At 43.6% G+C, this 26,794-nt stretch carries 24 protein-coding genes and 1 other annotated feature; of the genes, 5 read left to right on the top strand and 19 right to left on the bottom strand.

The window, feature by feature from the left end; translation table 11 throughout:
- Nucleotides 1–39: 39 nt before the first annotated feature.
- The 10 genes from AC6HZ4_RS22985 to zapA form a co-directional block, all read right to left on the bottom strand.
- Entirely contained in the window at nt 40–1,017 is a 978-nt protein-coding gene (locus AC6HZ4_RS22985) for an electron transfer flavoprotein subunit alpha/FixB family protein (RefSeq protein ID WP_497492150.1), read from the bottom strand.
- Nucleotides 1,018–1,057: 40 nt separating this feature from the next.
- Nucleotides 1,058–1,831: an electron transfer flavoprotein subunit beta/FixA family protein gene (locus AC6HZ4_RS22990; protein ID WP_497492152.1), complete on the bottom strand. Its 774-nt coding sequence runs from the start codon at nt 1,829–1,831 to the stop codon at nt 1,058–1,060.
- Between the two features lie 82 nt (nt 1,832–1,913).
- Nucleotides 1,914–2,687, bottom strand: a complete 774-nt coding sequence (locus AC6HZ4_RS22995) for an enoyl-CoA hydratase (protein ID WP_497492153.1) — start codon at nt 2,685–2,687, stop codon at nt 1,914–1,916.
- Nucleotides 2,688–2,702: 15 nt separating this feature from the next.
- Nucleotides 2,703–3,290 (bottom strand): fatty acid metabolism transcriptional regulator FadR, encoded by a 588-nt coding sequence (gene fadR, locus AC6HZ4_RS23000; RefSeq protein WP_497492154.1) that lies wholly within the window; start codon nt 3,288–3,290, stop codon nt 2,703–2,705.
- Nucleotides 3,291–3,436: 146 nt separating this feature from the next.
- Nucleotides 3,437–5,110: an AMP-binding protein gene (locus tag AC6HZ4_RS23005; RefSeq protein WP_497492156.1), complete on the bottom strand. Its 1,674-nt coding sequence runs from the start codon at nt 5,108–5,110 to the stop codon at nt 3,437–3,439.
- Nucleotides 5,111–5,509: 399 nt separating this feature from the next.
- Nucleotides 5,510–6,250: a CRISPR-associated endoribonuclease Cas6 gene (gene cas6 / locus AC6HZ4_RS23010; RefSeq protein ID WP_497492157.1), complete on the bottom strand. Its 741-nt coding sequence runs from the start codon at nt 6,248–6,250 to the stop codon at nt 5,510–5,512.
- Nucleotides 6,251–7,023: 773 nt separating this feature from the next.
- The gene (locus AC6HZ4_RS23015) at nt 7,024–9,384 is read right to left on the bottom strand and encodes an endonuclease MutS2 (RefSeq protein WP_497492158.1); all 2,361 of its coding nucleotides are present in this window, start codon (nt 9,382–9,384) and stop codon (nt 7,024–7,026) included.
- Nucleotides 9,385–9,400: 16 nt separating this feature from the next.
- Complete coding sequence (gene polX / locus AC6HZ4_RS23020) at nt 9,401–11,119, bottom strand: DNA polymerase/3'-5' exonuclease PolX (RefSeq protein ID WP_497495816.1); 1,719 nt, start codon at nt 11,117–11,119, stop codon at nt 9,401–9,403.
- A 263-nt stretch (nt 11,120–11,382) separates the two neighbouring features.
- Complete coding sequence (locus AC6HZ4_RS23025; RefSeq protein WP_497492159.1) at nt 11,383–11,922, bottom strand: CvpA family protein; 540 nt, start codon at nt 11,920–11,922, stop codon at nt 11,383–11,385.
- 7 nt (nt 11,923–11,929) lie between these two features.
- Nucleotides 11,930–12,193 (bottom strand): cell division protein ZapA, encoded by a 264-nt coding sequence (zapA, locus tag AC6HZ4_RS23030; protein ID WP_497492160.1) that lies wholly within the window; start codon nt 12,191–12,193, stop codon nt 11,930–11,932.
- Between the two features lie 126 nt (nt 12,194–12,319).
- On the opposite strand from zapA, the gene rnhC reads away from it, so the two are divergent.
- The gene (gene rnhC / locus AC6HZ4_RS23035) at nt 12,320–13,249 is read left to right on the top strand and encodes a ribonuclease HIII (RefSeq protein WP_497492161.1); all 930 of its coding nucleotides are present in this window, start codon (nt 12,320–12,322) and stop codon (nt 13,247–13,249) included.
- A gap of 183 nt (nt 13,250–13,432) precedes the next feature.
- Here the strand turns inward: rnhC and AC6HZ4_RS23040 are convergent, their stop codons facing one another.
- The 5 genes from AC6HZ4_RS23040 to AC6HZ4_RS23060 all read right to left on the bottom strand — a co-directional run bounded on the left by AC6HZ4_RS23040 (nt 13,433) and on the right by AC6HZ4_RS23060 (nt 18,033).
- Entirely contained in the window at nt 13,433–14,089 is a 657-nt protein-coding gene (locus tag AC6HZ4_RS23040; RefSeq protein WP_497492162.1) for a response regulator transcription factor, read from the bottom strand.
- Complete coding sequence (locus AC6HZ4_RS23045; RefSeq protein WP_497492163.1) at nt 14,086–16,347, bottom strand: sensor histidine kinase; 2,262 nt, start codon at nt 16,345–16,347, stop codon at nt 14,086–14,088. Before AC6HZ4_RS23045 ends, AC6HZ4_RS23040 begins: the two co-directional genes overlap by 4 nt.
- Nucleotides 16,348–16,378: 31 nt before the next feature.
- Nucleotides 16,379–16,534, bottom strand: coding sequence for a competence pheromone ComX (gene comX, locus AC6HZ4_RS23050; RefSeq protein ID WP_497492164.1), 156 nt, complete (start codon nt 16,532–16,534; stop codon nt 16,379–16,381).
- Between the two features lie 27 nt (nt 16,535–16,561).
- Nucleotides 16,562–17,452, bottom strand: coding sequence for a polyprenyl synthetase family protein (locus AC6HZ4_RS23055; protein WP_497492165.1), 891 nt, complete (start codon nt 17,450–17,452; stop codon nt 16,562–16,564).
- 62 nt (nt 17,453–17,514) lie between these two features.
- The gene (locus AC6HZ4_RS23060) at nt 17,515–18,033 is read right to left on the bottom strand and encodes a HEAT repeat domain-containing protein (protein WP_497492166.1); all 519 of its coding nucleotides are present in this window, start codon (nt 18,031–18,033) and stop codon (nt 17,515–17,517) included.
- Nucleotides 18,034–18,375: 342 nt separating this feature from the next.
- On the opposite strand from AC6HZ4_RS23060, the gene AC6HZ4_RS23065 reads away from it, so the two are divergent.
- Nucleotides 18,376–19,074, top strand: a complete 699-nt coding sequence (locus AC6HZ4_RS23065) for an SDR family NAD(P)-dependent oxidoreductase (protein ID WP_497492167.1) — start codon at nt 18,376–18,378, stop codon at nt 19,072–19,074.
- 325 nt (nt 19,075–19,399) lie between these two features.
- Here the strand turns inward: AC6HZ4_RS23065 and pheT are convergent, their stop codons facing one another.
- From pheT to AC6HZ4_RS23080, 3 genes are all read right to left on the bottom strand, one after another.
- Entirely contained in the window at nt 19,400–21,820 is a 2,421-nt protein-coding gene (gene pheT / locus AC6HZ4_RS23070) for a phenylalanine--tRNA ligase subunit beta (protein ID WP_497492168.1), read from the bottom strand.
- Between the two features lie 17 nt (nt 21,821–21,837).
- Nucleotides 21,838–22,872: a phenylalanine--tRNA ligase subunit alpha gene (gene pheS, locus AC6HZ4_RS23075; protein ID WP_497492169.1), complete on the bottom strand. Its 1,035-nt coding sequence runs from the start codon at nt 22,870–22,872 to the stop codon at nt 21,838–21,840.
- A 63-nt stretch (nt 22,873–22,935) separates the two neighbouring features.
- Nucleotides 22,936–23,170 (bottom strand) — a binding site (T-box leader).
- Between the two features lie 60 nt (nt 23,171–23,230).
- The gene (locus tag AC6HZ4_RS23080) at nt 23,231–23,992 is read right to left on the bottom strand and encodes a TrmH family RNA methyltransferase (RefSeq protein WP_497492170.1); all 762 of its coding nucleotides are present in this window, start codon (nt 23,990–23,992) and stop codon (nt 23,231–23,233) included.
- Nucleotides 23,993–24,103: 111 nt separating this feature from the next.
- Here AC6HZ4_RS23080 and sspI point away from each other — a divergent pair, with 111 nt between their 5' ends.
- From sspI to AC6HZ4_RS23095, 3 genes are all read left to right on the top strand, one after another.
- Nucleotides 24,104–24,322, top strand: coding sequence for a small acid-soluble spore protein SspI (sspI, locus tag AC6HZ4_RS23085; RefSeq protein ID WP_497492171.1), 219 nt, complete (start codon nt 24,104–24,106; stop codon nt 24,320–24,322).
- A 102-nt stretch (nt 24,323–24,424) separates the two neighbouring features.
- On the top strand, nt 24,425–24,625 hold the full coding sequence (locus AC6HZ4_RS23090; protein ID WP_497492173.1) for a helix-turn-helix transcriptional regulator: 201 nt from the start codon (nt 24,425–24,427) through the stop codon (nt 24,623–24,625).
- Nucleotides 24,626–24,652: 27 nt separating this feature from the next.
- A complete protein-coding gene (locus tag AC6HZ4_RS23095; protein WP_497492174.1) occupies nt 24,653–24,883 on the top strand; it encodes a hypothetical protein in 231 nt (76 codons plus the stop codon).
- 67 nt (nt 24,884–24,950) lie between these two features.
- On the opposite strand, the gene AC6HZ4_RS23100 is transcribed toward AC6HZ4_RS23095, so the two are convergent.
- Nucleotides 24,951–26,786 (bottom strand): DHA2 family efflux MFS transporter permease subunit, encoded by a 1,836-nt coding sequence (locus tag AC6HZ4_RS23100; protein ID WP_497492176.1) that lies wholly within the window; start codon nt 26,784–26,786, stop codon nt 24,951–24,953.
- Nucleotides 26,787–26,794 lie beyond the last annotated feature (8 nt).

Consider the following 26,794-nt stretch of genomic DNA (forward strand, 5'->3'; position numbering starts at 1 on the left):
AAAGGCGGGAAGGAAAACCCTCTCGCCTTTTCATTGAGATTACGAACGAACTGTCAGCTTTTTGAACTCCTCTGTAAGAAGCGGTACAACCTCAAATAAGTCGCCGACAATGCCGTAGTCTGCTACTTTAAAAATGTTCGCTTCTGGATCCTTGTTAATCGCTACAATTACTTTCGAGTTAGACATGCCGGCCAAATGCTGAATAGCACCGGAAATACCGCAAGCAATATAGAGGTCAGGTGTTACGACCTTTCCCGTTTGTCCAATTTGCAGCGAATAATCACAGTAGTCAGCATCGCAGGCACCGCGGGAGGCTCCGACCGCACCTCCTAGTACTTTGGCGAGCTCCTGCAGCGGCTTAAAGCCTTCCGCACTTTTGACACCGCGTCCGCCAGCAATAATTACCTTTGCCTCTGACAAATCTACACCCTCAGCTGTTTTGCGAACAACCTCCTTAATGATTGTACGCAAATCCTTAATTGTGACCGCAAGAGACTTGATTTCGCCTATGCGGGACTCATCGAATACGAGAGGTGCGATATTGTTTGGCCGCACAGTCGCAAAGAGCAGGCCATCTGTTATGATTTTCTTTTCAAAGGCTTTACCTGAATAAATCGGGCGTGTAAATACAACATTCCCTCCCGCAATCTCTAGGGCGGTTATGTCAGAAACTAGGCCTGCGCCTAGCTTTGCAGCAAGCCTTGGCGACAGGTCCTTTCCAAGCGCCGTATGCCCCATCACAAGACCTTCCGGCTGCTCCGCCTCCACCGCTGCTAAAACTGCCTGAGCGTAACCATCAGATGTATAGGATTTCAGCTTCGCGTCTTCTACCGTTATTACGCGGTCTGCTCCATATTGAATGAGCTGCCGGGCCAAAGAAGCCACGCTCTCACCAATCAGAAGACCAATGACATCGCCGCCCTCCGCGATTGTTTTTGCTGCGGACACAGCTTCAAATGACACATTTCTCAAGAAACCATCACGTACTTCTCCTAAAACTAATACCTTACGAGCCATCTAATCCACCTCCGAGATATGTTTGGCGCTTTTCACAAACTTAGACGACTTTTGCCTCCGTATGCAGCAAAGCTACAAGCTCCTTTACTTGCTGGGCAAGCTCCCCCTGCAACACCTTTCCTGCATCCTTTTTCGGCGGCAAGTATACCTCAATTGTCTTCGTTTTCGCTTCTACATCGTCCTCTTCTAAATCAAGGTCATCAAGCTCTATTCGGGTCAGCGGCTTCTTCTTCGCCTTCATAATTCCCGGTAAGGATGGATAGCGTGGCTCGTTTAAACCTTGCTGTGCAGTTACAAGAAGCGGCAGTGTTGTTTCCACCACTTCTGTATCCCCTTCTACATCGCGTTCGATGCGGACGTTCGCACCGTCAATCTCCAGCTTTGTAATCGTCGTTACATAGGGAATGCCAAGCGCCTCCGCCACACGTGGGCCAACCTGGCCGGAAGCGCCGTCAATCGCTACGTTGCCCGCTAAAATTAAATCGGCAGCCTTATCCTTTAAGTACTCGGATAATACCTTCGCCGTTGTATATTGGTCACAGTTTTCTACATCGTCTTCAATATTAATGAGCGCAGCCTTATCACAACCCATCGCAAGCGCTGTGCGCAGCTCCTTCTCCGCATCCTCACCGCCGACTGTTACAACGGTCACCTCGCCGCCCTTTGCATCGCGAACACGGATTGCTTCTTCAACCGCATACTCATCATATGGATTTATAATGAATTCTGCTTCGTCATCATAAATACTGCCGTTTTTAATGACGATTTTCTCTTCTGTGTCGAAAGTTCGCTTCATAAGTACGTAGATGTTCATTCCGCATTCCCCTCCCGAAATGTAAAAACATACATTTAATTGAAAATATTCAGTTTATTATTCTCAAAAAAATACTAGGGAATTACTTACCGCTGAACACAGGCTTACGTTTTTGTATGAATGCTTCGACTCCTTCTCGGCCGTCTGGTGAGGTAAAGACATCGCCAAACAGCTGCGCCTCTCGCTGCACGCCCTCATAATATTCGGACGTTTTCACTGTCTGAAGCAGCTCCAATACAGCACGAACGGATGCCGGACTCTTGCCTGCAGCCTTTTTCGCGATTTTCATCGCTTCCTCCAGGTACGCCTCCTCTGGGTAAGCAGCATTCGCAAGACCCCACTGCACCGCCTGCGTTCCTGTAATCGGCTCGCCTGTTAGCATCATTTCAAGCGCCTTTGCTTTGCCGACATAACGAGGTAAACGCTGTGTTCCCGCAAAGCCTGGGATAATGCCGAGGTTTAATTCCGGCAAACCAAGCTTTGCGTTCTCGCTTACGATCCGCATGTGGCACGCCATCGCCAGCTCTAAACCGCCGCCGAGCGCCGCACCATGAATCGCCGCAATAATAGGCTTGGGAAACTTCTCCAAACGCTCAAACACAATCTGACCGTTTTGCGCCAATTCTGCTGCACCCTTCGCTTCTTCAACGAGCGTAAACTCTTTAATATCAGCGCCGGCAGAGAAAAAACGACCTTCGCCATGAATTACAATCGCTCGTACGCTATCGTTTTGCTCCAGCTGGTCAAGCACCTCAGACAATTCGTGAATAATTGCCGCCGCCATCGCGTTCGCAGGCGGATTTTGAATCGTAAGGACAGCCACATACTCTTCCACTTTTAACGTAAGGAAACCCATATGTATTACCCCCTTTTATTTTCGGCAGCCGCAAGCGTTTGCTAAAAGTTCGTGCACCGTAGGAGTCAAGGAAGCCAAATCGTATTTCCGCTCGCTCATCACCCAGTTGGTCACCACTTCATCCAGCGTTCCGAATATCATTTGCCGCGCAATGCGAACATTCAAACCGCTTTGAAACTCTCCTCTTTCAACACCAAGCTCCACCATCTCATCAATCACCCGTAAATAGCCCTTTAACACCTCATTAATACGCCAGCGAATTTCTTTATTCGACTGACGAAGCTCAAGCTGCGTCACAACGGCAAGATGATGATTCTCCGCAAGCAAGGATAAGTGACTCTCAACTAACATGAATAACTTCTCTGCAGCACTCTCAATTCCTGCTGTGCGCTCTTTGATTATTTCGACAAACTCTCCCATCTTCTCCTCGAACAAGGAAACCAGAATATCTTCTTTATTTTTAAAATAGAGATAAATCGTACCATCCGCAACGCCAGCCTGCTTGGCAATTTTTGAAACCTGCGCCTGATGGTATCCGTTCTCTGCAATTACAATTACAGCTGCATCTAGGATTTGAGAATATTTTGGCTTATTCTTTTTCACATTTAACTTCTCCTTCAACTAAATGAATGACCATTCATTCATATTTTCATCATACTGACAATTCCTTTAATTGTCAATATAATCCTGCAAAAGGAACGAATAGAAGCCATTTCTCCGCAAAAAAGAAAGGGCTTCCATAAATCTATCTACTCCGTTTTATTATTTACTTCCTCCTCTACCAATACACGCCGCAAAATTTTTCCAACCATGGATTTTGGCAGCTCCTTTCGAAATTCATACACTCTCGGAACCTTATATGCTGTAAGCAGCTTACGAGCGAACTGATCCAGCTCCTCCTCCGTACACGTCACACCATCCTTTAACACAACAAACGCCTTCACCGTTTCTCCTCGGTATGAATCCGGTATACCTACTACAACAGCCTCCTTTACCTTCTCATGCTCATACAATACTTCCTCAACCTCGCGCGGATACACATTGAATCCACTTGAAATAATCATATCCTTCTTCCGATCTACAATATAGAAAAAGCCTTCCTCATCCATATAGCCGAGGTCGCCCGTATACAGCCAGCCGTCCTTCAGTACAGCCGCTGTCTCCTCCTCGTTCTTCCAATACCCCTTCATCACCTGAGGCCCTTTCACAATCAGTTCCCCAATTTCCCGGGGCGGTAATCTTTCTCCCGTTTCAAGCGAAATAATACACGCATCCGTATTTGGCCATGGCACGCCGATGCTCCCCTTCGTCCGCTTTGCCCAAAGAAAATTACCATGCGTAATCGGCGAAGATTCGGTCAAGCCATAGCCTTCAACAAGCTTTCCGCCTGTTAGTGTCTCAAACTGCTCCTGCACCTCAACAGGAAGTGCAGCCGACCCGCTAATACAAGCACGTATAGAAGATACATCAAATTCTATTAAATTTGGATGATTCAGCAAGGCGATATACATTGTCGGCGCGCCTGGAAACAATGTCACACGCTGTTCCTTGATCGCCTTTAATATCATTTCAACATCAAACTTTGGCACAAGCACCATTTTATATGCCTGCATAATAGAAATATTCATTACTGCTGTCATACCGTAGACGTGGAAAAACGGTAGTGCCCCAAGCATAACCTCCTGCCCTTTCTCACAGTTATACAGCCAATGAATCCCCATTACTGTATTAGAAACAAGATTCTCATGTGTAAGCATCACGCCTTTTGGAGATCCGGTCGTCCCGCCCGTATATTGCAAAAGCGCTAAATCGTTCGCAGGATCACACGGTACATCCGTATAATTGGGCGATGTACGCATAACCGTTTTCCACAAACGAACCGTCTCTGTTTCCCGTAGTTTCACAATGAGATTTGTCTGCTTCTTCTGAACAAACGGATACAGCACATTCTTTGGGAACGGCAAGTAATCACCGATGCCCGTTACGATAATATGCTGCAAATACGTTGAAGGGACAACAGCTGAAACCTTCGGATACACAAGATTCAAACATAGGATAAAGGTGGCACCGGAATCCCGCATTTGATACTCCAGCTCCCGCTCCGTATACAACGGATTTGTCTGCACAACAATACCGCCTGCGAGCAGCACGCCATAATACCCAATCACTGCCTGCGGACAATTTGGCAGCATAATCGCCACTCTATCACCTTTACGCAGCCCATTTTTCTGTAAAAATGATGCAAAACGCTTCGCCTTTTCGTACACCTCCGAAAACGTCACATCCTTCCCTAAAAAATGAATCGCTTTTTTATCGGGATATTCAGAGGCAGTTTCTTTCAAATAGAAATGAAGAGGCTGAAGATCATAATTCACAACATGAGGAATTTCCTTCGGATAATGGCGCAGCCATGGTCTTTCCATTTGACCTTCCTCCTATATAAGAATACCAGGGATTCAAAAACAGAAAATCTCCCTCATATATAGGCTATTCATCATTTCTCTGAAACAGACGAAACTATGATTATATTTTTCTTATCAAAAAAGTAGTGCACCTAAAATATATAGCGTTGGAGCCGTTTTAACGAACTTAACCTAGAAGTCCCTTTCTTCCAGCGAGTGAAGTTGCGATAGTGGGTAAGCGAGGGTCGTTCACTACCTGTGGACAAATATCTGATTCGAACATAGTTATCATGTTTTTTTGAATCCCTAACATTTTACATTCATATAGAATATTTCAGAAACAAAACGGAAAATATGCATCTCCCCAAAAAAAGAAAAATGTCAGTCTAGAAATTATATACATTCCCAAACTGACATGATTTATTCTACAATCTCAAACATTCCAAAGCCTTGCGAATTTCTACCGCCAATTCCGGTATCATACGCAAATGCCAACTGCTCAGGCGAGGTTTCTACCTCAAACGTCCCAAGCCAGCCTGTAATAATATGCCCCTTAAAGGTTGTCACAACCTTAGACCACTCTCCATCTGCAATTGGATACACTTTAAACTCATGCTCAGGCGCTATTCCATGATACGCTTCATACTTATTTACAAAATTAGACTCTACTAAAATCGGAAACACAGGATCTGGCGGCTGAAAATAATGGGTTTTCTTCCGCTCCTCCTCCTCATATGTACTATATACCGTCACAGGCGACAGCATCTTAATTTTATAACGCCCCTTTTGCATTCTCGTCTTACGCACTTCTACTTTATCAATGTATAACGTTTGTCCATTCAATTGTACAGTTTCGGACATAAGAAAATGCTCCCCAAGCTGCCGGATTAAATCCTCCAGTACACTGCTCACCTGCCATGTAACGGCGTCAGTAAATTCAATCTTTTTTTGTTTCACGTAAATTTTATGCGTCCCGAACAGGCGGCTAAACGTAAACAGCTTAAACGTCCGTTTTCCCTTTTGAAAACCAACCTCATGAAGGAAGCTGGCAAAACTTGTCTCTGTTAGGGAGCGGTATAGAAATCCCTGCAGCGCATACTGATAATTGAGAGGCAGCCTTAAAGAACCATTGACAGGCCTCATGGTTACCGTTAACCTCACGTTTCACTCTCCTTTATTATGTATCGATATCCATCTTCTGATCGTTTTTAACTTAAAATAAACTCTCTCTTCATTACACATAAGAGCTTATGCCCGACACATTTTTTCTCTAAGCCTAGTTTGATAACTATTATGCATTATCTCGTTTTTTAGATTATTACCTCCTACTAGTAATTCCTAATGATTAGTTATATGGTATCAAATGCATCTATCGTTGTAAATATACAAAATTAACAGTTTTTGTATACTCATAATGTTGGTAGTCGGGGATTTTGTTAGGATTTTGTTAGGTTTTTCTTCGAAATTTTCTGTTTAAATTACCTATTTTTTAGAAAATAGTGGTTTTTTCTTACAAATACTCAAAAAAGAGGCTGCTTAGGAGGGGGGCTGTTTTGCAGAGATGCATAGTAATATATTACTAATTTTTGTTTTTTCATTGTGGTTTGTAAGATAATATTCGTTGTTATTTAATTAGCAATATTAGCATTTATGCGGTTCCAATTTCTTATGGGCAAGATAAAATCATCCGAAAAACTAGAAACTTCACAGAAAACTTTTTACAATAAAAAAAGCCTGGTTTCCCAGACTTTTTTCATAGCATCATTTATTTTTTCTTTATTATCAGCCGTGCTCGGTTCATAAAACAGCTGGCCTACGCAAAAAACATCCAATATACAATTCCAACAACCATAAATCCCCCGCAAAGCACAAGCAAAACCTTCGCCAGCTTCTCCATAAACATATCCCCATACCCCTTTTTGCGAAGAATGTTATTATTTAAATTCTACCACAGTCACACCGAGGCCGCCTTCTCCTGCATCGCCGTAGCGGAAGCTTTTCACGGCTCGGTGCTTTTTCAAATACTCCTGTACGCCTTGACGGAGCGCTCCTGTTCCTTTTCCGTGGATAATGGAAATACGCGGATAATTCGCGAGCAAGGCATCGTCTATATATTTCTCTACCCGATGCAGCGCCTCCTCATAGCGCTCGCCGCGCAGGTCAAGCTCAAGGCCAACATGATAGTCTTTTCCTTTTACCGTCGCAAGAGTGCGCTTTTCTGTTTGCTTCGGACTGCTGAGGTATTGCATATCCTTTTCTTTTACCTTCATTTTTAGGATTCCGATTTGCACTGACCATTCATTATCGCTTACTTTTTCAAGCAGCTGTCCTTTTTGTCCGAATGTGAGTACCTTTACTTCATCTCCAGGTCGAAGTGCTTTCTGCGGCGCCGTTTGTGCTTGCTGCTTTGGCTGCTTTTTCACAAGCTGCGGCACGGCTCCTTCAAGGCGGCTTTTTGCCTCAATGAGCTCATGCTCTTTTACGTTAGCTAGCTGCTCTTTGCGAAGATGGCGAAGCTCGCGAATGATTGTTTCTGCTTCCTTCTTCGCTTCTTCTACTCTTTCTGCCGCTTCGTTTTGAGCTTTTAATAGCATATTGTCGCGCTGCTCGTTGAATTCAATAATTTGACGCTGCAGTTCTTTATGAAGCTTTTCAGATTGCTTTCGGAATTCCTCCGCCTCTTCCCAGGCGCGTTCGGCATTTTTCTGGCTTTCCTCTAGCTTGCCAATCATATTATCAATTTTGTTCGTTTCAGTGCTAATATGTCCGCGCGCGCGCTCAATTACACGATCGATGAGACCGAGTCGTTTGGAAATTTCAAATGCGTTGCTTCGTCCTGGTACGCCAATTAGCAGTTTATACGTTGGGCTAAGCGTATTTATATCAAACTCCACACTCGCGTTGATGACCTTTTCACGGTTATAGCCATATGCCTTTAATTCCGGATAGTGCGTTGTCGCTACAACCCGGCAGCCGCGATTGTATACTTCATCCAGGATCGAGATGGCAAGCGCCGCCCCTTCCTGTGGGTCTGTCCCTGCACCAAGCTCGTCGAATAATACTAAGCTTTCGAAATCAGCTTGCTCTAGGATATCGACGATGTTGACCATGTGCGAGGAAAATGTACTTAAGCTTTGCTCGATCGATTGCTCGTCGCCGATGTCGGCGAATACGTTACGGAAGACACAAATCTCCGAGCCATCGAGCACCGGAATTTGCAAACCGGATTGCGCCATGAGTACACATAGGCCAATTGTTTTAAGCGTGACCGTTTTACCGCCTGTATTTGGACCTGTGATGACAATTGTTGTGAAATCGCCGCCAAGCTCGATGTCGTTTGGCACGACAACCTCTTGCGAAATGAGCGGATGACGGGCCTTTTTCAGCATCATATATCGCTCGTTGTTGATCTCTGGTCTCGATGCCTTCAATTTCTTTGCATAATGTGCCTTTGCAAAAATAAAATCAAGCTCCGCCATGACTTCCACGTTTTCAAGGACAAGCTCCGCATCGTTCGCAACCTCGACTGTCAGCATATGCAAAATGCGTTCGATTTCCTGCTTTTCTTTTCCGCGTGCTTCCTGCAATGTATTGTTTAAATCCACTACGACCTGCGGCTCAATAAACAATGTTTGGCCTGAAGCAGATTGATCGTGCACAATCCCGCCGTAATGTCCACGGTATTCCTGCTTTACCGGGATTACATAGCGGTCATTGCGGATGGTGATGATCGCATCAGAGAGCATTTTAGATGCATTTGAAGAGCGTACCATTCCTTCCAGCTTTTCACGAATGCGGCTTTCAGCGGAGCGGATTTGCTGGCGAATCGTGCGCAGCTTATCGCTTGCGCTATCAAGTACCTCACCGCCCTCGCCGATACAGTTATTAATCGTGCGCTCTAGATTTTGCAAAGACATAATGCGCTCTACATATGTTAAAAGAATCGGAAGCTCCGGTCCGTTCTCTGCCAAATCCTCAATAAAGTTCTTCATTTGCCGGCTCGCGCGCATCGTGCTTGAAATATCAAGCAGCTCATGCGGACTCAGCACGCTGCCGATTTTTGCGCGCTTCACGTTCGGACGAATATCGAATACGCCCCCAAGCGGCGCATTTCCGCGCAGGCGCACGACAGTTGCAGCTTCATCTGTTGTTTCCTGCAGCCGAACAACTTCGTCGTAATCCGTGCTGGGCTGTAAGCTTCTGACTCTATCTCGTCCGAGCGAGGACGCAACATGCTCCATGAGCTGTTCCTTTACTTTATCGTACTCTAATACACGTAATGTTCGTTCTAACACAGCTTTAAAATCCTCCCTATTTGTTGCGGCGAATATATGCCAGCAGCTTGTCTGTCTCCCAAGCGTTCAGGACAGTGTCCTTTTGAATCCAGCCCTTTCTTGCTGCCGCTACACCAATTTCTATATGCTCTAGCATATCTAATGTATGTGCATCGGTGTTAATTGCAATTTTCACACCCTCATCCTGCGCTTTTTTGAGCAGCTCAGCGCTTAAATCCAGACGGTTCGGATTAGCATTGAGCTCAAGCACCGTTCCAGTCTCCTTGGCGAGCTGAATGAGCATATCCGCATCCACATCATATCCTTCCCGTCTGCCGATTAAGCGGCCGGTCGGGTGGGCAATCATCGTTACGTGATTGTTCTCAATGGCGGCGCGAAGACGCTTCATAATTGTCTCTCGGTCCTGCGAAAAGCTGGAGTGGATGGCACCAATAACAAAGTCTAATTGCGCTAATACTTCATCATCAAAGTCTAACGTAGCATCCGGTAAGATATCCATTTCAATGCCGCGCAGGATTGTAATGTCTCTATATTTTGCCCGCAGTTTCTCAATTTCTTCCCCTTGCTGGAGTAAGCGTTCCTTCGTAAGCCCATTTGCGACCTTCAGATATTGCGAATGGTCTGTAATAGCCATATATTGATAGCCTCTTGCAATACAAGCCTGTACCATTTCTTCTATTGAAAAAGCACCGTCGCTCCATGTTGTGTGCATATGCAAATCGCCCTTTATATCAGCTAGCTGGATGAAGCTTGGATATTGCTGGATCCATTCGATTTCCCGCCCATCCTCGCGCACCTCAGGAGGAATATAAGGCAGTCCGAAATGGGCAAAAAAGGCTTCCTCACTCTCGAACGTTACAACCTCGCCTGTTTCGAGATTCTCTACACCATATTCGCTAATTTTTTTATTTTGTGCTTTGGCAATTTGCCGCATTTTTACGTTATGGTCCTTCGAGCCGGTAAAATGGTGCAGCGTTGTAATAAATTCCACTGGCTGGACGAGACGAAAATCAACTGAAATCTCATATTCATATTGGAGGCGAAGTGAAACCTTTGTATCGCCGCTTGCGATAACTTCTTCAATGCGAGGAATTTGCAGCAGTGCATCTCGAACCGCAGAAGGACTGGTCGTGGCAATAATAAAATCTAAATCCTTCACTGTTTCCCTTACGCGCCGCAGGCTTCCTGCACGTGAAAAGCGCTCCACTTCGGGGATTTCCGACAATCTTCGCTCAATTTCCCAGGCAATAGGAAGAACATCTGCAATTGGCAGCCGCTCTGGACGAGTCCCGAATTGGGCAATTGCTTCTAATATTTTCTCTTCTGTTTTCTTTCCAAAGCCGGCAAGAGCCTGGACACGCTGCTCCTCGCACGCTTGCCGCAAAGAAAAAATGTCTGTCACACCAAGCTCCTTATATAGCTTAGCCAGCTTTTTGCCGCCAAGACCCGGCAGCTTTAATAAAGGAATAAGCGTACTTGGAACCTCCTTTTCCAGCTCCTCTAGAACAGATGCTCTCCCTTCTTCTATGTACTCTATAATGACTGCAGCGGTTCCTTTACCGATACCGCTAATTTTTGTGAAGTCTTCGATTTCTGATAAACTGCGGTCATCTGTCTCCAAAGCAGCTGCCGCTTTCCGGAATGCAGAAATCTTAAACGGGTTTTCCCCTCTCAGCTCCATATATAAAGCAATTGTTTCTAGCAGTTTAATAACCTGTTTTTTGTTTACATTCACCATTACCCCACCTTTTCACCATCATTCTCCCTTAATCATTACAAAAAGCTCTCGCGGTCCGCCCTGCTCCCGAAGGATACAGTTCTCCGCACATTGAGGCGCTTTCGCCACAAGGAGCAGACCGCGGTCGCTAGACGATATCTCCCAAAAATTATACTTTCTTATCTTTGAAAAATTTCCCCGCTACACCGAACGGCTTCCTAGCTGGAAATACATAATTTCTTAAAGTATAGAAAAAAACTTCTCTTTATGCAAAAGAGAAGTTATACACTATCTTGCTGAACCCATAATTCCTTCATCTTGTCTGACAAAACCGGTGTATCGTCTATAATCGTCCGGCAAAGCACAGAGCCATTTAAAGAGGATTGAAGCGGCTGAATCGGTACGAGTGTTCCGATTAAAATCACAATAAACAATACGATATAGACCTCAACAAATCCAAGCAAGCCGCCGCCGAGCGAGTTCAATTGCTTCAGCACCGGAATTTGTGCAATCATATTAAGGAGTTGTCCAAAGAGCGAAAACGCAAATTTTGTGACAAAAAACAGCAGGATGAAGGCAATCACACGGTAAAACATGCTTTCCACATCCGAGCTTTTTAGCCATTCTGGTACATTTGTATGCTCCTTAAGCGGATACGGGATAGCAGCTTGCAGCACTAACGCCAAACGATCGTAGTATAAATATGCCACAACATATGCTAAAACGTAGCCTACCAGACGTATGATCTGGAGAATGAGCCCCCGTTTCAAGCCGATAATAAATCCTATAAAAAGCAGGATAATAATGAAAATATCGATCATGATCCACTCATTCCTTTTGATTCAATTTTTCTTTCAGCCTTTCGTGTTGTTCTTTCAGTTTTATATAATCGTGCACAACGTTCACCGCAGTTAGCACAGCTAGCCTGTTTATGTCAAGAGAAGGATTCTTAGCATGTATCTCACGCATCTTATCATCCACAATTGCGGCGACCATGCGAATATGACTTGTACTTTCGTCGCCAACAACAGAGTATTGCTGGCCGTAGATATCTACTGTAATTCGCGTTCTATTGTCTTTTTGCTGTGACAACTTATTGTCCTCCAATCAACTTTCAGAATCCTAAACTTTATCATACCATGAAGTAGACTTAGATGGAAACACTATCACATATGAGGTATGATAAAATTGTAAGTAAACGGAAAAGGAGAGAACAATTTGTCTAATCAAGTCATTCAAGTGAGCGCTGCAACAATAGAACAAATGAAGCAGCATTACAGAAGCATGCTAAGTCCAAAAGTTCCCCAAGGCGGGATATTTTCCGCTAAAGCTCCTTCCTGCAGCATTACAGCCTATAAGTCTGGAAAGGTATTGTTCCAAGGACCCAGAGCCGAGGCAGAAGCAGCGCGTTGGCAAGAAAGCGCTAGGCCGTCCGCTGCTCTGAAAACAAGCACGAAGAAGCAAACGCCATACTCTCCTCCTTCCTCCATTAGTACAATGTCCATTATCGGCTCAGACGAGGTCGGCACCGGGGACTATTTTGGACCGGTTACCGTAGTAGCTGCTTACGTCTCCAAAGAGCAAATTCCTCTTCTCAAGGAATTAGGTGTAAAGGACTCGAAGGATTTAACGGATGACCAAATTGCAAAAATCGCAAGGGATTTACTTTCGATCATCACATACAGCTCGCTTGTACTACATAATGAAAAATATAACGAGCTGCAGCAGCGCGGGATGAACCAGGGCGAAATCAAAGCATGGCTTCATAATCAGGCAATCGGCAAGGTGTTAGAAAAACTGAACCCAACAAAACCGGAAGGCATCCTAATTGATCAGTTTGTCCAGCCTGATACATATTATAAGTATTTAGCCAAACAAAAAACGGTTCACCGTGAAAATGTGTATTTTTCCACAAAGGGTGAGAGCGTGCATCTCGCGGTTGCGGCAGCTTCCATGCTCGCACGCTATAGCTTCGTAAAGCAATTTGACGAGCTTAGTAAAAAAGCTGGTTTTACGCTGCCAAAAGGAGCGGGTGCACATGTGGATGCTGCGGCTGCAAAATTGATGCGCATGCATGGAAAAGAGAAATTGAAGGAATTTGCGAAGCTGCATTTTGCCAATACCGAAAAAGCGTTAAGATTGCTCTGAAGCAGGACAGTTCTCCGCCCATTGAGGCGCTTTTTGCCTGGGTGGACGGGGGCTTTCCCCATAGTAAGCAGGTCATCGGAGCAGGGCAGCGTTACCGCAAAAAGTTATACTTTTTTGTTAAAAAAGGAATGACCATTAACAAGTCATTCCTTCCGCATTTCTTTCAAAATAGTCGATTCCTGATTACACTGTTTTGAAGGAAACCAACTGATACTGCCTTGCCTTCATCAATGCTTCCGTTCTAGAACGAGCCCCTAGCTTCTCAAACAGCTTTGTTAACGCATACTCCACTGCGCGTTGACTCATGAACAACGTTTCGGCAATTTCCCGATTCGTTAATCCTTCCGCTATCATTGTTAAAATCTCCTGCTCCTTCTCTGTTACACGAATCGACCTTTTCTCTTCTGTTTTCTTTAGATGAGAACCCTCCACCTTTTTTGTTAGCTGCCGTAATATACTGACCGGAAGAATTGACAGTCCTCTTGCAGCAGCTGTGATACTCATCATAATATCCTCAGTGGAAGAAGTCTTGCTAATAAAACCATATACTCCCGCTTCTATTAAAAGATTCATATGAGTTGCCAGGTCAAAGCCTGTCCAAACGACAATTTTGCTCTCCGGCTTTTCATACAAAATGTTTTGTGCAAGCTCCACTCCATTCAATTCCGGCATATGTAAATCAAGTAAAATCACATCAAAATTTTCTTTTTTCAGCAAGTCCATCGTCTCTAAGGAAGAAGAAAGCACCGTTACTGTCATGTCCGCTTTATGCTCTAGCACTGCTTTCATTCCCTGGCTTACAGCGACGTGATCATCAACGATTAGAACTCGGATTGTCATGCTGGTTCCCCCTCCGTTTTTTCTTTAATCTGCAATGGAAGTTCTATTCGAATCAGCATCCCCTCATTTGGCGCAGATGAAATAGACAGCTCTCCATTCATCGCTTGGGTTCGTTCCTTCATTCCTGCCAAGCCAAAATGCTGCTTTACATTTCCAAGACAACTCAGCTCCATGCCTACCCCATCATCCTCATATACAAGCAACAATCTGTTTTCCTTCTTATACAGGGAAATAAAGATGCAGTTTGCCTTAGCATGCTTTCTTGCATTGTGGAGCAGCTCCTGCATAATCCGATATAAATGTACAGTATACCAATCATCAAGTGTTTCAGTCACATCTAGATTAGAAACAAACTCAATCAAAACATGCTCCTTCATCCTATGGTCTTCAATTAATGCCTGCAGTCCATCGATAATCCCCATTTCCAGCAAAAATGGCGGCCGCAGCTGATAGCACTCCTCACGAATATACTGAATCTGTTGAATTAAATGATCTCTTGCAGCATCTATATCCTTTCCTTGCTCGATCTCACGATAGATGAGAATAAGCTCCTGCAGCAGCGTATCATGAATATCCCGCGACAGCCGTTCTCTTTCTTTCTCAGAAACCGTAAATAGCATCTTCGACAGCAATAAGGAGGAAGTCCCCCGTTCATCACGTGTACGTTCAAACTCCCGTAATATCTCCTGAACATGTACAAAGCTTTGCAATAAAACATTTGTCTGCAGCGCAATAGTATGTAACCAAACAAGGTCATCATGATTAAAGCGAATCTGATCTTTTTTATAGCCTATGAACATACAAGTATATAGCTCTGGAGTTTCACCTACCAATAGAAAATACCCGCTTTTCCCGCGAGTTACCGTCCCCACGACCATTTGTTCATGAATAAGCTTTTCTCTTAGAAAAGCTAAATCCATTTGGCAGTCATCCTCTGACAGGCAAAAACGTTGCTGAGTCTTCAAAAACTCTAATTTAAAAACCTGCTTCACAAATAACACCTTTTTAATCTCATTAATCAAACTATCTATAATGCTATCCGCATTTGTACTGCTCATCCCTGCTTTGGAAAATCGTAATAAGCTGGCCTCATACCTTGCTTTATTAAACAATAGCCTGCTTTCAATTCCTACATCCGCTTCTTCCTTTATAAACAAAAGAACCGCCATAATCGCCCAGCATAGAATATAGATTCTCAAATAGGAAATCCATTCAAAAGAGGCTGGGTGCAGAAAGTAAAATCCCAGCATAAGTGCCAAAGCAGGAAAGCATGAGAGTAACACATAATAGAACATTCTCCTTAACGCATAATCTATATCATGCAATTCCTTATTCATCAAAATATACAAGGCGGCAAACGGCAAAATAGCTAAAAAGCAGGATGTATATTCAGCAGAGACAATTACAGTTCCTATCAAAATCTTAGGAAGCGCATATAATAAGCAAAATGGAAGAAACGCAAAGAGGATTGTATAGAAAACCAGCTTTAACTTAGCATGATTAAGCACACGCTTATAGTTTCGGCAATTCTTATAAATAAGCGCAGCCACAGCTGTACACATAAGCAAAAATAGGAATAAATAGATTCCCCCTGAAATGTGAAAAAAGTAAACAAGCACATAGCTAATCGCAGAAAACAATATAGCACATATATACAAGATAAAGAGAATGATTCTAGGAAATAGCAGAATAGAATGCTCACGATATACTTGATACATAAAATGACTAACTAAAACAGGACACATCATCAGAGATAGTCCCATTATATACAGACCAACCTGATCAAATCTGGCGGAAATCCCGCTGCTGACATAACAAATGCTTACAGTTAAAAGAAAGACAGAAAGAAGAAGAATACTCTCTGTCTCTTTAAATCTTTGATACACGTACAAAACGATAACTAAAGTAAGCGCAAACAACACAAGCGGAAAAAAGGAATAAAACAGATATGCGATAGGGGCTCCTTCATAATTAATAAAAAATGAGCCGTATGTTTCCCTTCTTTCTATAAGCAAAGCGCGTATTTTCTCCACCTTGCTATGCGTACGTACCGCATTCACCCGATCATCCTGAATGACAACATGGTCCCCTGCTCGAATACCATGTATATAAGCCCAGCCGTTCGGATATACATCTGTAACGGTATAATGATGTTCCCTTATTTGATAAACCTTCATTCCAACTAAAGGATAGGTGCTAATAATATACGCAAAATAAACAGCGATACATGCAATTAAAAGTATAGGAATTATGTACAACGCGGGCTTTCTCATAAATTTTCAAAAGGGATTATGCCCAGAGGTATAATTTCTCTTGATTTCCTTCAAAGGATTTCAAAATAGCTTTCTGCTCCTCCGCTGATACACCTAGCAAATTAGAATGGCCATTTTTCACACTTTCTAAAGCTTCTAGATTCTCCGTTAAATATAAAACCATTTCTTGCATAATTGCACACTCCTCATCTATATTTTTTTATATTTTTTTTAAAAAGACTTCTTTTAAGGCCTGTTTGCTTCTTTCATCCACCTGTAAACCATCAATTGCAGCGATAGCCTGATTTTGATGAAGCTCCTTTACAGCATTTGCATACACAAGCGCCCCAGAGGATTTCACAATATGTACAAGCTCATCTTCTCTTCGCAACAATTCCTCAAAGGAAATCGTTCCGGCAAAATAATCGCGAACAAGCTTTCCCTTTTCTGCCTTTGGATGCAGCAAATATAAAATAGGTAACGTTCGTTTTTTCTTTCTCCAGTCATTTTTCCCTTTTATATTGACAGCATCTCTCATGTCATTGGCAATTTGTGCAGCCACTCCCATATCGCTTGCGTACGCAGCAATACAACCGGGCACATCATCTGTTGCAAGCGAGGTACCAATTAAGCTGGCTAGCGCAAGCAAGGAACCTGACTTCTTGCGGCACATGGCCAAGTATTGTTCTTCATCCATAATGGCATTTTTGATATCTAAGTATTGTCCTTCTATGGAGCTGTGAAGGCATTGATGCATGCAGCGGGCAGCTGCGTTCTGATTTCGGAAGGATAAGGCTGTGATGCGATTCATAGAGGAATTCAAAAATAGTAAAGCAATATTTAAGGCTTGTGCCTTCTCAATTTTCATCCAAGGAGCTGTTGAAGCAAGATCTTCATCCTGCAAATCATCTATGATATCAAGCGACAAAATAAACTGTTCCACTGCATCAGCGATATGCTGGATATCAGAAGATGTTCCTCCAAAGGCCTGGTAATGCTGCAAGGTTACCAAGCCAAATGGCAGGCCTTGCTTCGCCTTATAAGCAAAACAGTCTTCATATAGCTGTTGCAGCTGCTTGTCTTGAATGAAATACTCTCTCGTAGCAATCATTTCTTTCTACATTCCACCTTTCCAAAACCTTATATAAAACTAAATTACCACATATAACGATTTTATACCAATACTTTTATCTTATTTTTATAGGGTGCTAGAGCAGTTATTTTTCCTAATGCCTCTTCTGCTGCCATCATTTCTATCATACTCCTTGGATTATCACATACACTCTCCAGTAACGCTAGTGCGTTATAGGTCAGATAAGAGGAATCAATCAATGAAATAGACCAAGCTGCCCAAAAACGACCGACCCTATTCCCTGAATCCAGCGCTTCGATTAGGTATGGTACACTCTTTCTCCCAATCCTTGCTAGTGCTAAAGCACTCGCCATTCTTGTTTGCTCCTTTGCGTCAAACAGCAAAGGGACGATTACAGGTATGGCATCTGAAAATACTTCACCTAACTTATCCACCATCCTTACCGCCAGCATTTTTATAGAATTATGCTCGTCTTGCAAGGCCTCTACGATGAATTGAGTAGCTTGTTCCTTTTGCAAGCTTTGAACTGCCTTCCATGTCTCCGGAATGCTGGAACTTTCGAATTGCAGCATTTGAAAATCCACCGGAGCCTTACCCATTCACACAATCACCTCATTTCACCTGTCTTTGTTCATGGCATATCTCAGCAGGGGGTAACAACTCTCCAATGAAATAGCGGGCAGCTAAGGATCTTTCAATTGGATTGTCTCTATATTAACAGAAATACAATTGCGGTTTTCCGCAAATTTATCTTCGGAAAACCGCAATTTTTTTAAATTTCCAAAATCAGACCATAAGAACAAAAGCAGCATCACATTGCATTTTCTTATGCCTCTAAAACAGTCATAATATTTTGAATACATAAACTTTTACTATGGTATATAATAACAGTAATCATCATAGGAAGATCATGTATGCTTTTTAATGGAGGGAGACGATCTATGGAACATGTAAAAGGAAAGGTAGTCATTATTTCCGGTGCGGGAAGCGGTTTAGGGAAGGAAACAGCTCTGGCCTTCGCAAAGGCTGGGGCGAATCTTGTGATTTGCGGTCGTAATTATGCCAAGCTCGAACGAGTGGAGAGCCTAATTACAAGTCAGTATAATGCCACAGTGCTGCCAATCCGCGCAGATGTATCATCCGAGTCCGATGTAAAAATGCTTGTACAGGCTGCATTTGCTAAGTTTCAAAGAATTGATGTGTTAATTAATAATGCAGCTGTGTTCCAGCAATATCATCTTGTTGATAGTTCTCTAGATTCATGGGAGTACCAATTCCATAATAATGCTACGAGTGTGTTTCTAATGATGAGGGAATGTATTCCGATTATGCGAAGTCAAAAATCCGGCCATATTATCAATATTACGTCAGGGTTGGTACGAGAAGGTGCGGCAGGCTTTGGCGCATATGCTGCAAGTAAAGCAGCAATTGAAGCATTAACGTATTCTGCTCAGGATGAGGAGCATAAAAACGGGATTCACGTGCATGTCTTTAATCCAGGTGTGATGAAAACGAATTTAGCTAATATAGGTGATGATCCTGCAAATGTTGCGCCATACGTTGTTGCACTAGCGGAGATCCATTCCAGCGGTGAAAAGCGCGTCATTCAATTAGAGGATTTTCAACTAGCAAGGGATTAATCCGTCTTCGTATAAAGAAAACTCGCCGACTGGCGAGCCCTGCCCTTGGGCGAAGACAGAGGCGTAGTTGCACTTATACTTTGTTCCTAAAATTTCTCGCTACGTCGAATTGTCTTCCAGCTAGAAATTTATACTTTCTTAAAGTGTAAAGAAAACTCGCCGATTGGCGGGCCTTTAGGTGACGGCAGAGGCGTAGTTGCACTTAAACTTTATTCTTAAAATTTCCCACTATATGAAGTTAGCTTCCAGTTGGAAGTTTATCCTCTCTTAAAGTATAAAAAACAAGGACAATGCATCCGCATTGTCCCTGTCTATTTATTTCCTATTACTTACGTAGCTCCGCATCAAACGTTTCCTCCACAGCCTGTAACACACGGCTATGTGCTTCTGTTACTTCTTCATCCGTTAGCGTACGCTCTGGATTATAGTAACGAAGCGAGAATGCTAACGATTTTTTGCCTGCTTCCATTTTTTCACCTTGGTATAGGTCAAATAAAGCAGCTTCTTTTAACAGCTCGCCGCCGGCTTCCACAATCGTGCGTTGTACATCACCAGCAAGGACATCCGCTTTCACAACAAGCGCCATATCACGTGTCATAGATGGGAAACGCGGAATGCTTTCATAGCTTACCTCAGCAACATCAGCACCAAACAATGCCTCAAGAGATAATTCAAAGACATAGGTTTCCTTCACGTCTAATTGCTTTTGCATTTCTGGATGCACTTGGCCGATATAGCCGATTTCCCGGCCATCTAACAAGATGCTGGCTGTGCGTCCTGGGTGCAGATCAGCACGTTGAGTCGCTGCATATGAAATCTTCTCTGTTACACCAAGCACATCGAATAATCCTTCAAGCACGCCCTTCATGACATAGAAATCAACTGCCTTTTTCTCACCCTGCCATGGGTGATTCAGTACAAGTCCAGTCATGACACCTGCAAGGTGCTGTTCTTCTTTTGGCTGCTCGTCTTGTCCTGCTGGCAAGAAAACAGAGCTGATTTCATAAAGTGCTACGTTTTCGATTTTGCGCGCGTTGTTATAGGAAACTGCTTCCAGCAAATGCGGTACTAAGCTTAAACGAAGCTGGCTGCGCTCTTCGCTCATTGGAAGTGCAAGACGAATCGGCTCAAGGGACGTTTCCTTCAGCGCATATTGCTTCGCTTTTTCCGCACTTGTTAAGGAATACGTAATTGCTTCGTATAGCCCCGCTCCCTCTAAATAACGGCGCGTTTTACGGCGCTTCGCCTGCTTTTCAGAAAGCTTGCCGCGCGTTGTTTCCGCAACTGGAAGCGTAGCTGGAATATGGTCGTAACCGTATAAACGACCTACTTCCTCTACTAGATCTTCTTCGATTGTAATATCAGGTCTTCTTGTTGGCACTTCTACTTGGAATGTTCCTTCTGCTTGTGAGAATGGGAACTTTAAGTTTGTGAAAATCGCAGCTACCTCTTCAGCTGTAATCGCCGTTCCTAACACACTGTTAATTTTCTCAACAGAGATCGAAACAGTGCTTTGCTCTAGCTTCAGGTTATTAACCTCTACGACACCTTCTAACACTTCGCCGCCTGCATACTGTGCCATTAACGCAGCCGCGCGTTGTGCTGCTTCAAATGTACGCTGTGGATCAATGCCCTTTTCATAGCGCGCGCTTGCTTCGCTGCGAAGGCCTAAATCTTTGGACGCCTTGCGAATTGCAGTACCTGTGAAGTAAGCAGATTCGATTAAAACATTCACTGTGTTTTCATCTACCTCTGAATTTGCACCGCCCATTACGCCGGCAATCGCAACGCCTTTCGATCCATTTGTGATTAACAAATGATCGCCTTTTAATGTGCGCTCTGTGCCATCAAGTGTTTCTACCTTCTCGCCTTCTTCTGCAAGACGAACAACGATTTCCTTGGAGCCAAGCTTATCATAGTCAAATGCATGAAGCGGCTGGCCATATTCCATGAGAATGTAGTTTGTAATATCCACTACGTTGTTCAGAGGACGAACGCCGGCTGCCATTAAGCGTGTTTGCATCCAAATTGGTGATGGACCAATTTTTACGTTTTTCACAACCTTCGCAATATACAGCGGGTTTTGCTCTGGCGCATCTACACGAATGGAAATATAGTCAGATGCTTTTTCATTTGTTTCTTGCAGTTCAATGCTTGGCATCTTCACTTCCTTGCCAAGGATTGCCGCTACTTCATACGCTACACCAAGCATGTTTAAGCAGTCCGCACGGTTTGGTGTCAAGCCAAGCTCTAGCACTTGATCATCCAAGTTTAGCTGCTCAATCGCATCCTCCCCAACCTCTGCATCCGCAGGGAATACGAAAATGCCTTCTGAATATTCCTTTGGTACAAGCTTTCCTTCAATGCCAAGCTCTTGCAGGGAGCAAATCATTCCTTGCGATACTTCGCCGCGAAGCTTCGCCTTTTTAATTTTAAGGCCGCCCGGTAAACGCGCGCCAACCTTTGCGACCGCTACCTTTTGCCCTTGTGCTACGTTTTTCGCGCCGCAAATAATTTGCACTGGCTCGTCTTCCCCAACATCTACAAGACACTTGCTTAATTTATCCGCTTCTGGATGCTTTTCGCGTTCCATCACATAGCCAACGACAACATTTGTTACGCCTTTATTTAAAAGCTCTACGCCTTCTACTTCGATGCCGGCCTTTGTAATTTTATCAGCTAATTGCTCTGCCGTTAAACCGTCAATATCTACATATTGCTGTAACCATTTATAAGATACGAACATGTTTGTGCCCTCCCCTTTTACGCTCGTTTAAACTGCTGTAAGAATCGTACATCATTTGTATAGAAATGGCGAATGTCGTCTACGCCATATTTCAACATTGCAATACGCTCAGGTCCCATACCGAAAGCAAAGCCCTGATATTCTGTCGGATCATATCCTGACATACGCAGAACATTCGGATGAACCATACCTGCTCCCAAAATTTCAATCCAGCCAGTTCCTTTACAAGTGCGACATCCTTTTCCACCGCACATCATACAGGAAATATCCATCTCAACAGACGGCTCTGTGAACGGGAAAAAGCTTGGGCGCAGACGGATTTCGCGCTCTTCGCCAAATAATTTCTTCGCAAATGCTTGCAATGTACCTTTTAAATCGCTCATACGAATATTTTTATCGATCACAAGACCTTCAATTTGTGTGAATTGATGCGAATGTGTCGCATCATCGTCATCGCGTCGGTATACCTTACCAGGACAAATAATCTTAATTGGTCCTTTTCCGCCGTGCTTTTCCATTGTTCGCACCTGTACTGGAGATGTTTGCGTACGCAGCAAAATCTCTTCTGTAATATAGAAGGAATCCTGCATATCGCGCGCCGGATGACCCTTTGGCAAATTTAACGCTTCAAAGTTGTAGTAGTCGCGTTCCACTTCTGGACCTTCAGCAATTTCATAGCCCATACCAATAAATAGGTCTTCAATTTCTTCGATAACAGCTGTAAGCGGGTGGTGTGAACCAACGCTTACTGGACGCCCTGGCAATGTTACGTCAATTGTTTCAGACTCTAATTGCTTCGCGATTGCTGCTTGCTCAAGCTGCGCCACTTTTTCGTCTAGACGATTTTGAATCGCTTCGCGCACATCATTCACAAGCGCTCCCATACGGGGACGCTCTTCTGCGGATAATTTGCCCATGCCGCGCAAAACCTCCGTAATCGGTCCTTTCTTTCCTAAGTACGCCACGCGCACATCATTTAACTCCTTCAACTCAGATGCCGCTTCAATTTTTTCAAGCGCTTCCTGCTGCAGCTCTTTCAAACGTGCTTCCATGAAAAAAACCTCCTATATATTATATTAAGTGAAAATTTTACAAATAAAAAAGCCCCATCCCTGTGAAGGGACGAGGCTTATTCGTCTCGCGGTACCACCCTAATTGGCAGAAATATATCTGCCCGCTTCATTTCGATAACGGCATCATGCCGGAACGCCTTTACATGCATGTGCATGGTCCCGGCGCCAACTCCAGAGGTGAATTCACATAATCTCTACCATAAAAATGCTTCCAGTCTTAGGCATTTTCTCCCTGTATGGCGAACAATTAGCTACTCTTCTCTATCATCATTTTTGGTTATATGTACTTTAAGTTTCATAACAATTTATTCAAGACTTAATTATAATTGTCTTTTTTCTAATTATCAACCTTGCTTTGTAAATAATATGCCAAAATTCCTGTCGCAACAGATACATTCAATGACTCAGCCTGTCCATAAATCGGAATGTATAGGTTTTGGTCGCACTTCTCCAGCAATTCCTGACGTACACCGCTTCCTTCATTGCCAACGATAAGCGCGAATCTTCCCGGCGCTTTAACCTCCGTATATGGCACTGCATGCTGCAAAGCTGTTCCATAGATTGGGATGTCATGCTGCTGCAGCTCTTCAATCCATTGGTCCAGGCTCCCTTTTACAATCGGCAAATGAAACACGGATCCCTGCGTCGAGCGAAGCACCTTGCTGTTATACACATCGACGCAGCCTTCTCCAATTATCACCGCATCAATGCCAGCCGCATCAGCTGTACGAATGATCGTCCCTAAATTGCCAGGGTCTTGAATTCCATCAAGCAACAAAAACTTCCCATTTTCAAGCTGCACGCTGCTTTCTAATTTCTCACATACCGCAAACACCCCCTGCGGCGTCTCTGTTTCACTTATCGCCTTGCTAATAGCGTCCGTTACAACAAATACATCTGCATTATCCACGCTCCAATTTGAAGGCAAATCTGTATGCTCACTTAGAATAATCTGTTGCACGACATTCGCCTTCAACGCTTCTTCCACGAGATGAAAGCCTTCCACAATAAAGGTCCCTGTTTTATCGCGCTCTTTTTTTGTTTGCAGCTTTTTCCACTGCTTAATGCGCGGATTTTGTAATGAATCAATTCTGTTCATGGATGATATCCCTCACTTCCCTATACATTATAAACCATTTTGCATATTTCTAATAAAACAACAAACAATAATTACAGTGCTTTTTTACATTACATAAAAGAGGTGTGCAGAATGAATTTTAATTTACGCGGTGCAGTACTTGCAAACATTTCCGGGAACTCACAAGAACAGCTGGAGGAAACAATTGTTGATGCGATTCAAAGCGGTGAGGAAAAAATGCTGCCGGGTCTTGGTGTATTATTTGAAGTGATTTGGAATCATTCAAATGAGCAGGAGAAACATCAAATGCTGTCCACACTGGAGAATGGTGTGAAAGACGGAAACCATTAAAAGAGATTATATAAGAAATGGGTGGTGTAAAGATAACTTTACACCACCCATTTTTTTCTATATACTTACAAGTAAAGATATCTTTACATTACAGGTGAGAAAATGGCTGTGAACAATCGGATTAAGGAATTGCGGCTACAACATGGCATTACCCAAACGCAAATGGCAAAGGAGCTTGAGGTGACGAGACAAACCATTGTTGCAATTGAAAACCATCATTATAATCCAAGTTTGGAGCTTTCCTTAAAGCTGGCTCGCTACTTTAAGATGAGTGTAGAAAGTATATTTGAACTTGTGGAATAGAGAATGAGAGAAAGGGATGAAGATAATATGTTCAAGAAAAGAGCAGATGAGATGGAACAGCATCATGCAAACTATGCAGCAAGAAACGCATTCTTTTTATATAGTGCATCTTTGCTTTTATGGTCTCTATATGATGGGATTACAACGCAAAATTTAGGACTGCCTTTTCTCATCATGTGCGCAGGGACGTTTGTCTTCTTTCTTACGCTATATATACAGAAGCGCAAAATTCAGAAGTTAATTAAAAAAGAAGTGTAAGCAAAACCTATGCAAAAGGCGAACCATCTTCAGAAAAATGGTTCGCCTTTTCTCTATTATGCTCTTCTTATTTTTTGGCTGCCTGCCGCTTACCAGAATGTAAGAAAAATGACAAAACAAGTGCAACTCCCGATAAAACAGTTGCTACCCAGAATGCATCATTAATTCCATTAATGGTTGATAGCTTCATGACCTGCCCATACAGCAGTGTCGTTTCAAGTGTTGCTCCCGCCTGCGGCGAAACATGCGCAAGCGCAGCTGCACTTTGCCCTGCCTGTGTAAAGCTCGTGCTCATCACTGGGTCAGTTGCAGTCACCGCATTTGCATAATCAGCCGCATGGAAGGTTGATTGCCGCGTCATAACCGTAACGAGGATCGCTGTTCCAATTGCGCCTGCTACTGACCGCAGTGTATTTTGCGAAGCAGTGCCATGTGAAATTTTATTCATCGGCAGCGCGTTCATCCCTGCAGTCATAATTGGCATCATAATAAACGCCATCCCAAAGGAGCGCAGGATGTAAATGCTCATAATGTGCGCATATGACGTATCAAGCGAAAGATGCGTATACTCGTATGTTCCGTACGTCATGAGAATCATACCGAAAATAGCTAACGGCCGAATGCCGTATTTATCAAATAGCTTTCCAGCAAACGGTCCCATAAGCCCCATAATCAGTGATCCAGGAAGAAGCAATAAGCCTGACTCAATCGGTGTGAAGCCGCGAATGTTTTGCAGGTAAACTGGAAGCAGCAGCATTCCGCCAAACAAAGCCATCGTGATAATCATATTAATAAACAAAGTGAAGGAAAAAGCCGGAATTGTAAAGATTGTTAAATCAAGGAGTTTCGCTTCAGCCTTCAATTCCCAACGTACGAAGAATATGAGCCCGATCACCCCGATTATGAACATTATCATAACCTCTGCACTATCCCAGCCTTTATTGCCAGCTTCACTAAAACCATACAATAAGCTGCCAAGGCCGATAGTTGAGGAAATCGCACCAACCAAATCAAACTTCGGTTTTGATAACGGCTGCACAAGCGTAAACAAACGAAGTCCAAGTAAAAGGATAATAGTTCCAATCACAAACATCCCGTAAAACATAAGGTTCCACGTATAATTTTCAACGAGCCAGCCCGCAATCGTAGGTCCAATCGCCGGAGCCAAAATCATCGCGACACCGAGCAGCCCCATTGCCGCCCCGCGCTTGGCCGGCGGAAAGAGCGTCATAAAAATATTCATCCCAACCGGCATTAAAATACCGGCACCTACTGCTTGAATGACACGCCCTGCCATCATAATTGGGAAGTTGACTGCTATCGCACAGATGATCGAACCAACTGTAAAGAACATCATAGCGGCCAAAAATAGCTTTCGGTACGTAAAGGTCTGAATTAAATATGCGCTAATTGGAACCAAAATCCCGTTCACAAGCATAAAGCCTGTAGATAGCCATTGGCCGGTCGCTGTGGAAATATTAAATTCATTCATTAATGCCGGCAGCGCGATATTGATAACTGTTTGATTTAAAATAGAGACGAACATTCCAAGCACAAGCACGGTCAAAACAGCACCTATACTAAAAGCAGGAGCTTCCGGTGTCTGTTTCGATGCTGCTTCTGGCTTTCGTGCTGCTTGCTCGGGCGTTGGGACAGAAATCTCTTCTTCAACCGCTGTTGCTGCGGCCTGCAGAACCTCCCCTGAAGAGGTACGATCTTCTTTCTGAGAAGCTGCCGTTGCCTCTGCCTGATCAACTGTTTCTTCAACATGTTCGTGTTTCTTCATGCCACTGTTCCCTTGAAGCGACGGCTCCACATCCTTTTTGCGACGAAGCAATAAATTCACAACAGCAAATATAACAACGCAAAAAACAGCGTATGCAGCAATGATTGTCGAGGACATACAACCTC

The organism is Ectobacillus sp. OTK, assembly GCF_059698935.1.

What these genes read in the sequence shown, in the direction of transcription:
- AC6HZ4_RS22985 (WP_497492150.1), bottom strand. Translation starts at nt 1,017, where the DNA reads ATGGCTCGTAAGGTATTAGTTTTAGGAGAAGTACGTGATGGTTTCTTG.
- AC6HZ4_RS22990 (WP_497492152.1), bottom strand. Translation starts at nt 1,831, where the DNA reads ATGAACATCTACGTACTTATGAAGCGAACTTTCGACACAGAAGAGAAA.
- AC6HZ4_RS22995 (WP_497492153.1), bottom strand. Translation starts at nt 2,687, where the DNA reads ATGGGTTTCCTTACGTTAAAAGTGGAAGAGTATGTGGCTGTCCTTACG.
- AC6HZ4_RS23005 (WP_497492156.1), bottom strand. Translation starts at nt 5,110, where the DNA reads ATGGAAAGACCATGGCTGCGCCATTATCCGAAGGAAATTCCTCATGTT.
- AC6HZ4_RS23025 (WP_497492159.1), bottom strand. Translation starts at nt 11,922, where the DNA reads ATGATCGATATTTTCATTATTATCCTGCTTTTTATAGGATTTATTATC.
- AC6HZ4_RS23040 (WP_497492162.1), bottom strand. Translation starts at nt 14,089, where the DNA reads ATGACAATCCGAGTTCTAATCGTTGATGATCACGTCGCTGTAAGCCAG.
- comX (WP_497492164.1), bottom strand. Translation starts at nt 16,534, where the DNA reads ATGCAAGAAATGGTTTTATATTTAACGGAGAATCTAGAAGCTTTAGAA.
- AC6HZ4_RS23055 (WP_497492165.1), bottom strand. Translation starts at nt 17,452, where the DNA reads ATGATTGCTACGAGAGAGTATTTCATTCAAGACAAGCAGCTGCAACAG.
- AC6HZ4_RS23060 (WP_497492166.1), bottom strand. Translation starts at nt 18,033, where the DNA reads ATGGGTAAGGCTCCGGTGGATTTTCAAATGCTGCAATTCGAAAGTTCC.
- AC6HZ4_RS23065 (WP_497492167.1), top strand. Translation starts at nt 18,376, where the DNA reads ATGGAACATGTAAAAGGAAAGGTAGTCATTATTTCCGGTGCGGGAAGC.
- pheT (WP_497492168.1), bottom strand. Translation starts at nt 21,820, where the DNA reads ATGTTCGTATCTTATAAATGGTTACAGCAATATGTAGATATTGACGGT.
- pheS (WP_497492169.1), bottom strand. Translation starts at nt 22,872, where the DNA reads ATGGAAGCACGTTTGAAAGAGCTGCAGCAGGAAGCGCTTGAAAAAATT.
- AC6HZ4_RS23080 (WP_497492170.1), bottom strand. Translation starts at nt 23,992, where the DNA reads ATGAACAGAATTGATTCATTACAAAATCCGCGCATTAAGCAGTGGAAA.
- sspI (WP_497492171.1), top strand. Translation starts at nt 24,104, where the DNA reads ATGAATTTTAATTTACGCGGTGCAGTACTTGCAAACATTTCCGGGAAC.
- AC6HZ4_RS23090 (WP_497492173.1), top strand. Translation starts at nt 24,425, where the DNA reads ATGGCTGTGAACAATCGGATTAAGGAATTGCGGCTACAACATGGCATT.
- AC6HZ4_RS23095 (WP_497492174.1), top strand. Translation starts at nt 24,653, where the DNA reads ATGTTCAAGAAAAGAGCAGATGAGATGGAACAGCATCATGCAAACTAT.
- AC6HZ4_RS23100 (WP_497492176.1), bottom strand. Translation starts at nt 26,786, where the DNA reads ATGTCCTCGACAATCATTGCTGCATACGCTGTTTTTTGCGTTGTTATA.